The organism is Streptomyces sp. NPDC048338 (genome assembly GCF_043201055.1).
Classification (GTDB): Bacteria; Actinomycetota; Actinomycetes; order Streptomycetales; family Streptomycetaceae; genus Streptomyces.
Genome location: NZ_JBICYQ010000010.1, coordinates 88,009 through 102,807 on the forward strand (window position 1 = coordinate 88,009; position 14,799 = coordinate 102,807).

The window sequence follows — 14,799 nt, forward strand, 5'->3', positions numbered from 1 at the left end:
GAAGAATCAGGGCCACGGGGCCGTATTCTCATGGCCCGTACGGGGAGGTGGCAGGCAAGTGGAGCAGCTGACGCAGCACGACCCGAGACGGATCGGGCCCTTCGAGGTGCTGGGCCGGCTCGGTGCAGGTGGCATGGGGCTCGTGTACCTCGCCCGCTCGGCGTCCGGGCGGCGTGTGGCGATCAAGACCGTGCGGACCGAGCTCGCCGAGGACCAGCTGTTCCGTGTCCGCTTCACCCGTGAGGTCGAGGCCGCGCGGGCCGTCTCCGGCTTCTACACCGCGGCCGTCGTGGACGCCGATCCGCGGGCGGCCGTGCCCTGGCTGGCCACCGCGTACGTCCCGGCGCCCTCCCTCGAAGAAATAGTGAACGAGTGCGGGCCGCTGCCGGCCCAGGCGGTGCGCTGGCTGGCGGCCGGTGTCGCGGAAGCCCTCCAGTCCATCCACGGCGCGGGCCTGGTCCACCGCGACCTCAAGCCCTCGAACGTCCTCGTCGTCGAGGACGGGCCGCGGGTGATCGACTTCGGCATCGCGTCCGGCGTCTCCAACACACGCCTGACCATGACGAACGTCGCCGTCGGCACGCCCGCGTACATGTCGCCCGAGCAGGCGCGCGACTCGCGGAGCGTCACCGGCGCCAGCGACGTCTTCTCGCTCGGCTCGATGCTGGTCTTCGCCGCCACCGGCCATGCGCCCTTCCACGGCGCCAACCCGGTCGAGACCGTCTTCATGCTGCTCCGCGAGGGGCCCGACCTGGAGGGCCTGCCGGACGAGCTCCGGCCGCTCATCGAGTCCTGCATGCAGATGGACGTCTCGCGGCGCCCGTCCCCGGCCGACCTGCAGGCGCAGCTCGCACCGCACCTGTTCGGCTCGGGCAGCGACGACAGCGGCACGGCCTCGGCCTGGCTGCCGCAGAGCGCCACCGAGATGATCGAGCACCGCCGCGGCGGGCGGCCCACTCAGGCGCCCGTCTCCAGGCCGCCGGCGCCGCCCGCGCCGCCGCGCCCGCCCCGGCCGGCGCCGGAGTGGGCCGGCGACCCGCGCGGCGGAGGCCCCGCCCCGGTGGGCGGCGGCCGGCACGCCGGGCCCGCGGAAGCCGGCGGGCCGGTACGGCTGGCCGGCGCCACGGTCCCCATCGGCCCCGGCCCCCGGGTCGCCGACACCCGGGCCACCTTCGGCCTGGGCGCCGACGCGGGTCCGGCCACCGGCTGGATCCGTCCGCCCGGCGGGGTGAACGGCACCGAGCCCGGCCCGCCGCCCGGCTCCCGCCCGCTCCCGGCGCCGTCCCCGTCTCCGGACGGCGCCTCCCAGACCGCGCAGCCCGGGGCCGATCCGGGCCACTGGCGGCCGTGGCGCTTCCGGATGTCGAACGACGTCTGGGGGACCCCGGTCGTCGACGGCGACCTGCTCTACGTGACCTCCTTCGAGGTGCACGCGCTGGACACGGCGAGCGGGCGGCGCCAGTTCAAGACCCGGGACGTGGCCTGGTCCATGGCGGTGTCCCAGGGCCGTATCCACGCCTCCGACGGGCCCACGCTGTACGCGCTCGACGCCACCGACGGCTCCGAGCGCTGGCGGCTGCAGACCGACGCCTGGGTGTACTCCCTCAAGGTCGACCGGGGCACGGTCGTCACGGGCACCCGTGGCGGCGGGGTCCAGGCCTGGGAGGCGTCCAACGGCGCCAAGCTGTGGGAGATCACCGGCGCGCAGAGCGACTTCGAGACGCCGGAGGCCGGTCCGGCCGTCCACGGCGACACGGTGTACGTGTGGCGTGACGCCCGGCTGCGGGCGATGGACGCGCGCACGGGCGCCGAACGCTGGTCGTACCCGATCGGCGACGCGGCCTCCTGCGGCAACGTCCCGGTCCGGGTCGCGCCGGCCGAGGACGGCTGCGTGTACGTGTCCGCCGGCACCCGGGTGCTGTCGATCGACATCGCGGGCGGCCACGTGCGCTGGCACTTCGAGGCGCCCGCGGTCTTCCTCTCGCCGCCGGCCTTCGCGCCCGGCCCGGCCGTCACCGGTGGCGGGGTCTACCTCGCCGACTACCTCGGCACGGTGTACGCGCTGGACGCGACCACCGGGCAGGACCGCTGGCGGATCGCCACCGAGTCCCGCCAGTCGTCCGAGCCGGTGCTGGTCGTCGACGGCAACGTGCACGTGGGCAGCGGCAGCGCGCTCTACACGCTGGACGCGGTCACCGGCACCCCGAAGTGGCGGTTCGCGGCCGGCGGTGAGCTGATCGGCACCCCGGTCGTGGCCGACGGCCGCGTGCACTTCGGCTCGGCCGACCACGTGCTGTACACGCTGGACGCCACGGGGGGCCAGCTGCGCTGGAAGCTCGCGACCGGCGGCGAGATCACCGGTTCGCCGGTGGCCCGCGGCGGTGTCGTGTACGCGTGCAGCAAGGACCGGTGCGTGTACGCGCTGGACGCGGTGAAGGGAACGGCGACGGGGCGGGGCGCGGCCCGGGCGTAGACCCGTCCGTCCGGCGCCTCCCGTCGGTCAGGGCTGCGGCCCGCGCGGCGGCCCGTACGGCCCGTCGGGCTCCTGGTGGGGGTCCGGCGCGTCCCACTGCTGCAGGTCGGGGTCCTGACGGTCCCACCGCGGCTGCTCCATCGTCCGGGTGGGAGCGGCGGCCGACGGGGGGCCCGGGTAGGGCGCCGGGGGGCCCGTGCCGTCAAGGGTCGGGTGCGTGGGCGCCGGGGCGTACCCGCCGTCCAGCCGGGTATCACGGCTCCGGCCGCGGCCGGACATGACCAGGGCGCCCAGGAGCAGGAGCAGCCCGCCGCCGACGGCGTTCGCGACGCCGTCGCCGAGCCCCGTGCCCTCGCCCCCGACCGTGAGACTGCCCTCCGCCTGGCCGACCCGGACCATCCACAGGACGGTGAAGCCGAGCACGACGAGTCCGGCGAGGGCGACCAGCAGGCGGGAGCGGAGCACCACGCCGATCAGGGTGACCAGGGCCGCGAAGGCGAACGGCAGCAGGATCGACCCGATCGCCTCCGCCCCGGCGTCGGTGATGCCGCCGAAGAGGTCCTCGATGCGGTAGTCGCTGCCGTGACGGCCGTCGTACCAGGCACGGAAGGGGCTCCAGACGGCGGCCGTCGCTCCGGCGAGGGCCAGGACCGAGCCGATGACGTTACGCACCATCGATCGGCCTCCTCGGGTCCGGCTCTCGCTCCCGACGCTACGCCCGGTGCGAGGGGCCTGCCAGGCGGCGCTAGGGTGGCGCGGACACGACAGGCAGCAGCAAGGTGGCGGTAATGGCGACGGGGACGGCACGCGGGCGAGGACTTCGGCTCGCTGCGACGCTCACGGTGGTGATGCTCGCGCTCACCGGGTTCCAGACGAGCAGCCACGGCGGCAGCGGCGGCAAGAGCAGGAGCGGCAAGAGCAAGTCGAGCGGCTCCGGCGGCGGCTGCTCCAGCTCCAAGAAGAAGAACGACGACTACTCCCACAGCGGCGACGACGAGACGTACGACGGCTCGGGCTCCGGCGGCACCACCGCCACCCCGAGCGTCACCACGTCCCCGACGTCGCTCGTGGACGTCGTGGTCGTCGACTGCGTCGACCCGGCCCGGAAGAAGCGCAAGGGGAGGCCCGCCCGCAAGGCGGACACCACCGCCACCCTGCGGATCACCTCCCGCGAGACGCTCACGGAGACCTTCCAGGTCACCCTGGAGTTCAAGGACGCCGGAGGCTCGCGGGTGGACTCCGCCGTACAGCGGATCACCGTCGAGGCCGGGGAGACCAAGGACGTCGAGGTCACGATGAAGAACCCGAGGACCGTCGACCGGGTGCGCGACTGCCGGGTCCACGACGTGCGCGAGCAGTAGGGGCGACGTGCCCGCCGGGCCGGTCCCGGCGGGCCCGCGCGCTCGCCCGGAGGGACTGTGAAGACAGGCCCTAGCGCAGGTGGTGGCCGCCGCCGCGCCGGGTGAACAGCTCGGCCTGCCGCTCCGCCGGCAGGTTCCCGAGCGCGACCAGATGGGGTGCGTGGGCGAGCGCCTGGGCGCGGGCCGCCTCCTTCACCGACCACAGGGCCCGGACCGTGCCCTGCACCGCCTCGGTCGGGTGGGAGGCGATCACGGCCGCGACCCGCCGGGCGGCCTCCAGCGCCCCACCGGTCGCCGTCAGCTCGGAGACCAGGCCCGTCTCGTAGGCCCGGCGGGCCGAGATCCGTTCGGCCGTCCCCGTCAGCGCCATCCGCGCGACCTCGCCGAACGGCATCCGCTGCGCCATGTGGACGGTCTCGAAGGCGCTGACCATGCCGTAGGTGGTGTGGGGGTCGAAGAAGGTCGCCCCCTCGCCGGCGACGAGGAACTCGGCCTCCCCGAGGAGGTAGAAGGCTCCGCCGCAGGCCATCCCCTCCACGGCCGCCACGACCGGCTTCCAGAGATCGTTCGCCTTCGGCCCGACCGAGATCAGCGGATCGTCGATCGTGTACGGCGAGGAGGGCTGCGGGACCTCGGCGGCGCGGTCGATCCCGGTGCAGAAGGCCCGCTCGCCGGCACCGGTGACGACGGCCGCCCGCACCTCGTCGTCGTAGCGGAACTCCCGCCAGACGGCCGCGAGATCGCGGGCCATGTCCAGAGTGAGGGCGTTGTGCTTCTCGGGCCGGTCCAGGGTGACGACCGCGACCCCGGTCTCCTTGTCGCGTGCGACGGTGATGCTCATCCGCGCTCCAGCAGCCAGCGCGGCACGGCGAAGCCGTCCACCTCGGTGAACGCCACCTTCACGGCCGCACCGATCCTCAGCCGTGCCGGGTCGACCGAGTCCAGCGGGGCGTCCGGAGCCGTGACGACGTTGCCGACGAGGCGGATGCGGGGCGCCTCCGCGAGTTCGACGACCACGGCGTTGTACGGGGCCTGGGCGGCGTAGTCGGGCAGCAGCGGCGGGTGGGGCAGGACGTACGACCAGATCCGTCCGCGGCCGGACATCAGGCGCCAGGTGCTCTCGAAGGACTGGCAGTGCGGGCAGCAGGGACGGGGCGGGAAGCGGAGCTCGCCGCAGCCGGGCGCCGCACAGCCCTGGACGCGCAGCTCGCCGCGGGCGGCGTACTCCCAGAAGGGGGCGCCGTCCTCGTCGACCACCGGTGTCAGCATGGTGTCTCAACTCCTCAGGATCGAAGCAGGATCGCCGACGTGGGGACCCCCTCGCCGGCCGTGACCAGGCAGGTGGCGGCGTCCGGGACCTGGGCGGTGGAGGTGCCCCGGAGCTGCTTGACGCCTTCGTTGATCAGGTTGAAGCCGTGGACGTACGCCTCGGAGAGGCCGCCGCCGCCGGTGTTGAGCGGCAGCCGGCCGCCGATCTCCAGGGCGCCGCCCTCGGTGAAGGCCGCTCCCTCGCCGCGGTCGCAGAAGCCGTAGCCCTCCAGGGAGAGCGGGATGAGAGGGGTGAAGGCGTCGTAGATCTGGGCGACGTCGACGTCCTGCGGGCCGAAGTCGGCCTGTTTCCACAGCTGTCGGGCCGCGGTCCAGGCGGGGCCGGTCAACGGGTCGTCGTTCCAGTAGTTGACCATCCCGTGGTGCTGGGCGGGCAGTCCCTGGGCGACGGAGTGGACGTACACGGGCCGCTGCCGGCAGTCGCGGGCCCGCTCGGCGGAGACGATGACGCAGGCCAGCGCCCCGTCGGTCTCCAGGCAGTTGTCGAAGAGGCACAGCGGCTCGCTGATCCAGCGCGCGGTCATGTACATCTCGCGGGTCAGCGGGCGCTCGTACATGACGGCGGCGGGGTTCTGGTTCGCCCGGTTGCGGCAGGCGAGGGCGACGTTGAAGAGGTGGTCGCGGGTGGCGCCGTACTCGTGCATGTAGCGGCGGGCGAGCATGCCGATCTCGTCGGTGGGGCGCAGCAGTCCGAAGGGGCGGGTCCACTGGCCGGGAGTGGCGAGCTGGACGGCCGTGTTGGTCCAGGGCCGGGGCCCCGACCCGCGCTTGCGCGACCGCCAGGCGACGCCGACGCTCGCCTGCCCGGTGGCGACGGCGGCGGCGAGGTGGCCGACGGTGGCGCACGAACCCCCGCCGCCGAAGCCGATCTTGGAGAAGAAGGTGACGTCGCCGGCGCCGATCGCCTTGGCGACCTCGACCTCGTCGGTCTCCTCCATGGTGTACGAGGCGAAGGCGTCCACCTCCGAGGGGGCGATCCCGGCGTCGTCGAGGGCGGCGAGGATCGCCCGGCAGGCGAGGGTCTTCTCGGACTCGGGGAGCCGTTTCGCGAAGGGTGTCTGACCGATCCCGACGATGGCCGTGGCGTCCTTGAGCACTGCAACCTCCCCGATCGCGAGCTGCTGACAGCGCGTCAGGCTACAGCTAATCTGACGGATAGTCAGCTGAAGGGAGTGGTGGAGATGCGCGGCGACCTGGAATGGGGGTCGATCCCGCGGCTGGTGAGGTCGGCCGCCGCACGGTACGCGGACGCGGAGGCGGTGATCGAGGGCCGCACGCGCCTGTCGTACGGCGAGCTCGGCGAACGGGTCGAACGGGCGGCGGCGGCCTGCATCGCCTCCGGGGTCGAGCCCGGGGACCGGGTCGCCGTCTGGGCCCCCAACACGCTGGACTGGATCGTCTCCGCGCTCGGCGCGGTCACCGCCGGTGCCGTCCTGGTGCCTCTGAACACACGTTTCAAGGGCACCGAGGCGGCCTACGTCCTGGAGCGCTCGCGCGCCCGGCTGCTGTTCGTCACGGGCACCTTCCTGGGCACCTCGTACGTCGCCTCACTGCGCCGCGCCGAGGTGTCCCTGCCCCATCTGGAGCGGGTGGTGGTGCTCGGGGACAGCGCCCCGGACGACTACCTGACCTGGAAGGCGTTCCTGGCCGAAGGCGACCGGATCACGTCCGCGCAGGTCCGCGCACGGGCCGACGCGATCTCCCCGTCCGACCCCTCGGACCTCGTCTACACCTCGGGGACGACGGGCCGGCCCAAGGGGGCGGTGATCAGCCACGCCCAGACCCTGCGCTGCTACGCGATCTGGTCGGAGCTCGCCGGGCTGGCGGAGGGCGACCGCTACCTGATCGTGAACCCCTTCTTCCACACCTTCGGCTACAAGGCCGGGATCATCGCCTGCCTGATGCGGGGCGCCGTGATGATCCCGCAGCCGGTGTTCAACGTGGACACCGTCCTCGCGAACATCGCCTCGGAACGCGTCACGGTCCTGCCCGGCCCGCCCACCCTCCACCAGTCGCTGCTCGACCACCCCTCCCGCTCCGCGTACGACCTCGCGTCGCTGCGCCTGGTCGTCACGGGCGCCGCGGTGGTCCCGCTCCGGCTGGTGGAACGGCTCCGCGGCGAACTGGGCGTGGCGACGGTGCTCACCGCGTACGGCCTCTCCGAGGCGAGCGGCATCGTCACCATGTGCCGCCGGGGTGACCCCGCCGACGTCGTCGCGACGACCTCCGGCCGCCCCATCCCGGACACCGAGGTCCGTCTGTCCGAGGCGGGCGAGGTCCTGGTGCGGGGCCACCACGTGATGCGCGGCTACTTCGAGGACGAGGAGGAGACGGCCCGGGCGATCGACGCCGACGGCTGGCTGCACACGGGCGACGTGGGCGTCCTGGACGAGGCGGGGAACCTGCGGATCACCGACCGGGTCAAGGACATGTTCATCGTCGGCGGCTTCAATGCCTATCCGGCCGAGATAGAACAACTCCTGGGCCTGCACCCGGACATCGCCGACGTCGCGGTCATCGGCATCCCCGACCCCCGGCTCGGGGAGGTCGGCAAGGCGTTCGCGGTCCGGCGGCCCGGGGCGCGGGTGACGGGCGACGACCTGATCGCCTGGGCGCGGCGGGAGATGGCGAACTTCAAGGTCCCCCGGGCGGTCGAGTTCGTGGGGGAGCTGCCGCGGAACGCGAGCGGCAAGGTGGTGAAGGGGGAACTGCGGGCGCGGGCGTAGCGGCCGCACCCGGCGCCGAACGCGGGTACGACGGAGGGGCCGGGCGACTGCCCGGCCCCTCCCTCGTACCGTCCGGTCGCGGTGCACCGGTCCCTGCCTGGCGGGTCCCCCCGGCCCCGCAGACGTCCCCCGAGCACGCGATGCCTCCACTGCCGGACTTTCACGGCTCCGGCGACTCCCCCGATGGCGTCGCCGCGGCCGTCCCCCCGTGGTGCGCCGGCCCTCGTCCCCCGTGGGCCGGCTCGCCTCGGTTACGTCAGGGGCTCGCCCGTCGCGTGGGAGTCGAGCGGCTTGATCGGCTTGATCGGCTCCGTGGTGGCGTGGGAGTCGAGCGTCGTGACGTCCCCACCGGTGGCGTGCGAGTCCAGCGGCTTGATGGGCTCGCCGGTGGCGTGCGAGTCGAGCGTCGTGAACTCCTCGCCCGTCGCGTGCGAGTCCGTGGGCTTGAGGTTGTCGGCCATGGAGCAGCTCCTGAAGTCGTTCGGCTGGTGGTACTGACATGTCCGCCCGGCAATTCCCCCGCGGATCGCCGGGCGGACCGTCCAGGGCCGATCACCTTAGTGGTGGGGCCTCATGGCGATCCGTCTGCCCCCCGACGCGGCGGATCGACATGCACGAGAATGCCGTGCGGCGATAAACGAATGATGAACGCCCGTCCGGGTCAGGCGACCGCCGCCGGGTGGAGCAGGACGCGGACGGCCTTGGCCTCGGGCGAACCCAGTCCGTCGAACACCGACAGTGCCTCGGTCCAGCACACCCGGGCCCGGTCCGTCTGGCCCAGCGCCGCGAGTCCCTGGCCCAGGACGGTCAGGACGTTGGCCCGGCGCCACTCCCCGCCGATGCCGTGCAGCACGGACAGCGCCTGCTCGGCGTTGGCCGCCGCCGCCGTGTACCGGCGGTCGGCCAGGTGCACCTCGGCGAGCCGGAACAGGGTCATCCCGTGCCACAACTGCTGGCGGCTCTCCTGGAAGACGTGGAGGGCCTCGGTGAGGACGGCCCGGGCCTGGACGGTCCGGCCGGACGCGGTGAGCGCCAGGCCGAGCGCGTACTTGCCGTTGGCGAGGCGCAGGGCGAGGCCCGTCTCGGCCTTCTCGTAGATCGTGATGCCCTGCTCGGCGAGCTCGACGGCACTGGCGACACGGCCGGTGGCCAGGTGCACGCGGGACAGGTTGCACAGCGCGCTGGCCTCGCCGGGCCGGTTCGCGTCGGCGCGGAAGGCGTCGCGGGCACGCGAGAGGTGGGCTTCGGCGTCCGCGTGCCGGTTCTCGTACAGCGCGAGGATGCCCCGCTCGTTGGGCGCGTTCCCGCACGTCCAGGGATCCCCGGACGCCTGTCCGAGGTCCATGGCGAGATGCGCCTCCCCGTCGGCCTCCTCGAACCGGCCGGCGGTGCTGTACACCTGGGTCAGCGTGGTGCGGGCCCGGCCCTCGGAGCGGGCGTCGCCGGCCGTGCGGGCGGCGTCCCGGGCGGCCACGGTCGCCATCTCGTAACGCCGGGCGTTGATGCCCGACTCGGCCAGGTCCTTCGTCGCCATCAGGAGGTCGACGGCCCGGCGCAGGGACGCGGGCCCGAGGGACTGCTGCACGCAGGCCAGCACGCAGTCCGCCTCGGCGTGCAGCCAGTCGAGGGCCTCGGCGTGGTCGGCGAACGCCAGCCCCGCGTGCGAGGTGGCCTCCAGGTGCGCGACCGTCCGGTCGCCCGGCCGCTCGATCGCGTACACCCGCGCCGCGGTCGACAGGTAGAAGTCCAGCAGCCGCGACAGCGCCAGATCCCGTTCCACCGGCGGGTGTTCGTCGCGCTCCGCGCACGCACGCGCGTAGAGGCGGACGAGGTCGTGGTAGCGGTAGCGGCCCGGGGCCGCCGACTCGAGCAGGGAGGTGTCGACGAGGGCCTCCAGGAGGTCCTCGGTGTCATGGGGCGGGAGGTCCAGGACGGCCGCCGCCGCCGCGAGCGAGATGTCCGGGCCGTCCGCCAGGCCGAGCAGGCGGAAGGCGCGGGCCTGGGCCGGCTCCAGCTGGCCGTAGCCGAGTTCGAAGGTGGCCTTGACCGCGAGGTCGCCCGCCTGGAGTTCGTCCAGCCGGCGCCGCTCGTCGGCGAGCTTGGCGGCCAGCACCGAGACCGTCCAGGTGCGGCGGGCCGCCAGCCGGGAGGCGGCGATGCGGATCGCCAGCGGCAGGAAGCCGCAGGCCGCCACGACGTCCAGCGCCGCTTCGCGCTCCGCCTGCACCCGCTCGGCGCCGACGATCCGGGTGAAGAGCTGGAGCGCCTCCTCGGGGGACATGACGTCCAGGTCCACCAGGTGCGCGCCGGCCAGGTCCACCATCCGGATCCGGCTGGTCACCAGGGCCGCGCAGCCCGCCGTGCCCGGCAGCAGCGGCCGGATCTGGGCGGCGTCGCGCGCGTTGTCGAGCAGGACCAGGATCCGCCGGCCGTCGAGGGTGGAGCGGTACAGCGCCGCCCGCTCGTCCAGCGAGTCGGGGATCGCCTCGACAGGGGTGCCCAGAGCCCGCAGGAAGGCGCCGAGCACGGTCTCCGGCGCGGCGGCCCGCGAGCCCGCGCCCTGGAGATCGACGTAGAGCTGGCCGTCCGGGAAGTGCGGGCGGGCCTCGTGCGCCACGTGCACCGCGAGAGTGGTCTTGCCTACGCCGCCGATGCCCGCGAGCGCCGAGACGGCCATCACGGAGCCCTCGGCGGTGGCGAGCCGGTCGCCCAGCTCCCGTACGAAGGAGCCGCGGCCGGTGAAGTCGGGCACCGTCGCCGGAAGCTGCGCGGGCCGGGCGGCGGGGGGCGCGGCCCGGGAGGCATCCTCCACCGGCCGGTCCAGCTCGGCGTCGGCCTGGAGGATCCGCTGCTGGAGGCGGGACAGCTCGGCGCACGGGTCCACGCCCAGCTCGTCGGCGAGGAGGCGGCGCGTGTCCGCGTAGACCGCCAGCGCCTCCGCCTGCCGTCCGCTGCGGTAGAGGGCCAGCATCAGCAGTTCGCGCAGCCGTTCCCGCAGGGGGTGCGCCGCGGTCAGGGCGGTCAGCTCGGACACCGCCTCCGCGTGCGCGCCGACCTCCAGGTCCATGTCCATCCGGGTCTCCAGGAGCTGCAGCCGCCACTCCTCCAGGCGCGTCCGCTGGTTCTCGGCGTACGGTCCGGGCACCGAGGCGAGCGCCTCGCCGTCCCACAGGCCGAGGGACTTGTTGAGCCGGGCCCGGGCCGCGGCGCGGTCGCCGGACGACCGCAGCTTCTCGGCCTCGGCCGCCAGCTCCTGGGCGACGCTCAGGTCCAGGGAGTCGGCGCTCGCCCTGATGGCGTAGCCGCCGGACTCGCTGACCAGGACGCCGGGGTCGAGGATCTTGCGCAGCCGTGAGGCGTAGGTGCGCACGGCGGCCAGCGCCTGCGAGGGCGATTCCTCGCCCCAGATCGCGTCGATCAGCTCGGAGGCGGTGGCCGTGCGTCCGTCGCGCAGCAGCAGTGCCGCGAGCAGCGCACGCTGCTGCGGCGAGCCCGAGGGGAGCGCCTCGCCGTTCCGCCAGGCCCGCACGGGTCCGAGCACGCCGAAGCGCAGATCGGCGGCCTGCTCCCGGCCGGTGTCCTCGGAACCCGTCGCCGGAGTCCGCTGCTCCGGTACCCGCGAGCCGTTCTCACGGTCCATAGCTCCCCCTGCCCGTACCGCTGGTTTCGCCCAAGACAGTCTGCCTTGTCCGTGGGCCGCGCGTCAGCATCGGGTGACCGTCTGCACAGGATCCGCCCCCCGACTAGCTGACGGGTCGTCAGATCGGCGCTACCGTGACGGACATGGAGACCTTCCCGAAGATCATCTCGGTGGACGACCACACCGTGGAGCCTCCGCACGTCTGGCAGGACCGGCTCCCGTCGAAGTACCGGGACACCGGTCCGCGCGTCGTCCGCGCCCCCCTGAAGGAAATGACCTTCCTCGGTGGCAAGTTCGCCCCTGTCATGGGGGCTCCCGGCGACGACGGGCCGATCGGCGACTGGTGGGTGTACGAGGACCTGCACCGCCCGCTCACCCGGCTCGACACCGCCGTCGGCTACGACCGGGACGAGATCAGGCTGGAGGTGATCACGTACGAGCAGATGCGCCCCGGCTCCTTCCGCGTCCCCGACCGGCTCGCCGACATGGACGTGAACCACGTCCAGTCCGCGCTCTGCTTCCCCACCTTCCCGCGCTTCTGCGGGCAGACCTTCACCGAGGCCGGGGACCGTGAGCTCGGCCTCCTCGGCGTCCGCGCCTACAACGACTGGATGGTCGAGGAGTGGTGCGGCCCCGAGGCGGCCGGCCGCCTCATCCCGCTCACCCTGGTGCCCCTGTGGGACGCCGAGCTTGCCGCCGCCGAGGTCCGCCGCAACGCGGCCCGGGGCGTGCGGGCCGTCGCCTTCTCCGAGATCCCGCCGCACCTCGGGCTGCCGTCGGTGCACACCGACTACTGGGACCCGTTCCTGCGGGCCTGCGACGAGACCGGCACCGTCGTCGCCATGCACATCGGCTCGTCGAGCCGGATGCCCAGCACCTCGGCGGACGCCCCGCCCGCCGTCGGCTCCACCATCACCTTCGCCAACTGCTGTTTCTCGATGGTGGACTGGCTGATGAGCGGCAAGTTCGAGCGTTTCCCGAACCTGCGGATCATGTACGCGGAGGGCCAGATCGGCTGGATCCCGTACATCCTGGAGCGCGCGGACGTCGTCTGGGAGGAGAACCGGGGCTGGGGCGGCGTGGCGGACAAGGTGCTGCGCCGGCCGTCGGAGCTCTTCGCCGAGCACGTGTACGGCTGCTTCTTCGACGACGCGTTCGGCCTGCGGAACCTCGACGCCATCGGTGCCGGCAACGTCCTCTACGAGACCGACTACCCGCATTCCGACTCCACCTGGCCCAAGTCCCGCGAGGTCGGCGAGGCGCAGATGGGGCACCTGGCCCCGGACGTGGTCGAGCGGATCGTGCGCGGCAACGCGATCGAGCTGCTGGGGCTGACGCCGGACGGACTCTGGCGTCCGTAGGGGTGCCGTGCCGGTCTCAGCGGGCCCACGGCGGCCCGGTGGCGCGCCGGCTCCGCGCGGCAAAGCGGCCCGGCGCACCCCTTGCCTGATGGTCCGTCAGCGATGACGATGGGCTCCTTCGTTTATCTGACGGATCGTCAGTTGAGGGGTGGAGTCCATGGTGTCGTACGGGATGCAGCTCCCGGTCCAGTCGCAGAGCACCCTCTACGCCGAGGCATGGGAGGCCGGGGCCGGTCCGGGGGATCTCGTCGAGATCGCCCGGGCCGCCGACCGCGGCGGCTTCGACTACATCGCGAGCTGCGACCACGTCGCCATCCCGCGCCGGCTCGCCGGGCCCATGGGCACCGTCTGGTACGACCCGGTCGCCACGCTCTCCTACCTCGCCGCCGCCACCGAGCGGGTCCGGCTGCTCTCGCACGTCGCGATCGTGGGGCTGCGGCATCCACTGGTGTCCGCCAAGGCGTACGCGACCCTCGACCACCTCTCCGGCGGGCGGCTGGTCCTCGGGGTGGGGGCGGGGCACGTGGAGGAGGAGTTCGACGCCGTCGGCGCGGACTTCGCCGGCCGCGGGCGGGTCCTCGACGAGACGATCGACGCGCTGAAGTCGGCCCTCGGGCCGGAGGAGTACCCGGAGTTCTCCGGCGAGCGCTTCGCCTTCAAGGACCTCGGGCAGCGGCCCCGGCCCGCCCAGGAGCGGGTGCCCGTCTGGGTCGGCGGATCGTCGCCGGCCGCCGTGCGCCGGGCGGCGGTGCGGGGGGACGGCTGGCTGCCCCAGGGCGATCCGCGCGATCGGCTCCCCGCCCAGATCGCGAAGCTGCTGCGGCTGCGGTCCGAGGCCGGCGTCGAGGCCCCGATCACGGTGGGGGCCATCGTCGAGCCGCTCTACGTCGGCGAGGCCGGCTGGGAGGTCGGGCGGCGCACCCTGACGGGCAAGGCGGAGGACATCGCCGCGTCGCTGCGGGCGTACGGGGAGATGGGCGTGCATCAGATCCAGCTCCGGTTCCGCTCCCGGAGCCGTACCGAACTCGTCGACCAGATGGCGGCGTTCGCCGCGGAGGTCGCACCACACCTGAGCTGAGGAGCGTGGCAGGGCATGGGCAAGCTGGACGGGCGCGTCGTCGTCATCACGGGCGCGGCGCGCGGGCAGGGCGAGCAGGAGGCGCGGCTCTTCGTCGCCGAGGGCGCGAAGGTCCTCCTCGGGGACGTCCTCGACGACGCCGGTGAGGCGCTGGCCAAGGAGCTGGGGGAGGAGCGGGCCGCGTACGTCCGCCTCGACGTCACCCGGGAGGAGGACTGGTCCGCGGCCGTCGCCCGCGCGCGCGAGCGATTCGGCCGGATCGACGGCCTGGTGAACAACGCGGGCATCCTGCGGTTCAACGAGCTGGTCGCCACCCCGCTCGACGAGTTCCAGGCCATCGTGCAGGTCAACCAGGTCGGCTGCTTCCTGGGCATCCGTACCGTCGCGCCCGAGATCGCCGAGGCGGGCGGCGGCACCATCGTGAACACCGCCTCGTACACGGGTCTGACCGGCATGGCGGGTGTCGGCGCCTACGCCGCCAGCAAGCACGCCGTCCTCGGGCTCACCCGCGTCGCGGCCCTGGAACTGGCCGGGCGGGGCATCCGGGTCAACGCGGTCTGCCCCGGTGCGATCGACACCCCGATGAGCAACCCCGAGGGCGTGGATCCGGCGGCGACCGAGGAGCTGTACCGCAAGCTCGTGCCGCTCGGCCGCATCGGACGGCCGGAGGAGGTCGCGGCCCTCGCGCTGTTCCTGACCGGGGAGGACTCGGCCTACATCACGGGCCAGCCGTTCGTGGTCGACGGCGGCTGGCTGGCCGGCGTCAGCCTCTTCTGACCTTTCGCTCCCGTCCGGGCGCCCCTCCCCGGCCCCGCCCGGACCGGACTTGGC

At 73.7% G+C, this 14,799-nt stretch carries 12 protein-coding genes; 6 read left to right on the forward strand and 6 right to left on the reverse strand.

All coding sequences use genetic code 11. The features are described 5' to 3' along the window. Positions 1–58: 58 nt before the first annotated feature. Positions 59–2,473: a PQQ-binding-like beta-propeller repeat protein gene (locus ACGFZF_RS23340; RefSeq protein WP_393556915.1), complete on the forward strand. Its 2,415-nt coding sequence runs from the start codon at positions 59–61 to the stop codon at positions 2,471–2,473. A 27-nt stretch (positions 2,474–2,500) separates the two neighbouring features. Here the strand turns inward: ACGFZF_RS23340 and ACGFZF_RS23345 are convergent, their stop codons facing one another. Then, positions 2,501–3,148 (reverse strand): hypothetical protein, encoded by a 648-nt coding sequence (locus ACGFZF_RS23345; RefSeq protein WP_393556917.1) that lies wholly within the window; start codon positions 3,146–3,148, stop codon positions 2,501–2,503. Positions 3,149–3,261: 113 nt separating this feature from the next. On the opposite strand from ACGFZF_RS23345, the gene ACGFZF_RS23350 reads away from it, so the two are divergent. Beyond that, positions 3,262–3,834, forward strand: coding sequence for a hypothetical protein (locus ACGFZF_RS23350; RefSeq protein WP_393556919.1), 573 nt, complete (start codon positions 3,262–3,264; stop codon positions 3,832–3,834). A 70-nt stretch (positions 3,835–3,904) separates the two neighbouring features. On the opposite strand, the gene ACGFZF_RS23355 is transcribed toward ACGFZF_RS23350, so the two are convergent. From ACGFZF_RS23355 to ACGFZF_RS23365, 3 genes are read right to left on the reverse strand one after another with little or no spacing between them, the layout of a single operon-like run. Then, the gene (locus ACGFZF_RS23355; RefSeq protein ID WP_393556921.1) at positions 3,905–4,675 is read right to left on the reverse strand and encodes an enoyl-CoA hydratase/isomerase family protein; all 771 of its coding nucleotides are present in this window, start codon (positions 4,673–4,675) and stop codon (positions 3,905–3,907) included. Further along, positions 4,672–5,103: a Zn-ribbon domain-containing OB-fold protein gene (locus tag ACGFZF_RS23360; protein ID WP_393556923.1), complete on the reverse strand. Its 432-nt coding sequence runs from the start codon at positions 5,101–5,103 to the stop codon at positions 4,672–4,674. The genes ACGFZF_RS23355 and ACGFZF_RS23360 overlap by 4 nt, the downstream gene beginning before the upstream one ends. Before the next feature lie 14 nt (positions 5,104–5,117). After that, positions 5,118–6,260, reverse strand: coding sequence for a lipid-transfer protein (locus ACGFZF_RS23365; protein ID WP_393556925.1), 1,143 nt, complete (start codon positions 6,258–6,260; stop codon positions 5,118–5,120). 84 nt (positions 6,261–6,344) lie between these two features. Between ACGFZF_RS23365 and ACGFZF_RS23370 the strand changes: the two genes are divergently transcribed. Next, complete coding sequence (locus tag ACGFZF_RS23370; protein ID WP_393556927.1) at positions 6,345–7,889, forward strand: FadD3 family acyl-CoA ligase; 1,545 nt, start codon at positions 6,345–6,347, stop codon at positions 7,887–7,889. A gap of 251 nt (positions 7,890–8,140) precedes the next feature. Here the strand turns inward: ACGFZF_RS23370 and ACGFZF_RS23375 are convergent, their stop codons facing one another. Beyond that, positions 8,141–8,350, reverse strand: coding sequence for a hypothetical protein (locus ACGFZF_RS23375; protein WP_393556929.1), 210 nt, complete (start codon positions 8,348–8,350; stop codon positions 8,141–8,143). Between the two features lie 200 nt (positions 8,351–8,550). Further along, the gene (locus ACGFZF_RS23380; RefSeq protein WP_393556931.1) at positions 8,551–11,529 is read right to left on the reverse strand and encodes a BTAD domain-containing putative transcriptional regulator; all 2,979 of its coding nucleotides are present in this window, start codon (positions 11,527–11,529) and stop codon (positions 8,551–8,553) included. Between the two features lie 143 nt (positions 11,530–11,672). Between ACGFZF_RS23380 and ACGFZF_RS23385 the strand changes: the two genes are divergently transcribed. From ACGFZF_RS23385 to ACGFZF_RS23395, 3 genes are all read left to right on the forward strand, one after another. Next, positions 11,673–12,890 (forward strand): amidohydrolase family protein, encoded by a 1,218-nt coding sequence (locus ACGFZF_RS23385; RefSeq protein ID WP_393556933.1) that lies wholly within the window; start codon positions 11,673–11,675, stop codon positions 12,888–12,890. 157 nt (positions 12,891–13,047) lie between these two features. Then, positions 13,048–13,968, forward strand: coding sequence for a TIGR03619 family F420-dependent LLM class oxidoreductase (locus ACGFZF_RS23390; RefSeq protein ID WP_393556935.1), 921 nt, complete (start codon positions 13,048–13,050; stop codon positions 13,966–13,968). A 15-nt stretch (positions 13,969–13,983) separates the two neighbouring features. Further along, entirely contained in the window at positions 13,984–14,745 is a 762-nt protein-coding gene (locus tag ACGFZF_RS23395; protein ID WP_147978427.1) for an SDR family NAD(P)-dependent oxidoreductase, read from the forward strand. Positions 14,746–14,799: the final 54 nt, after the last annotated feature.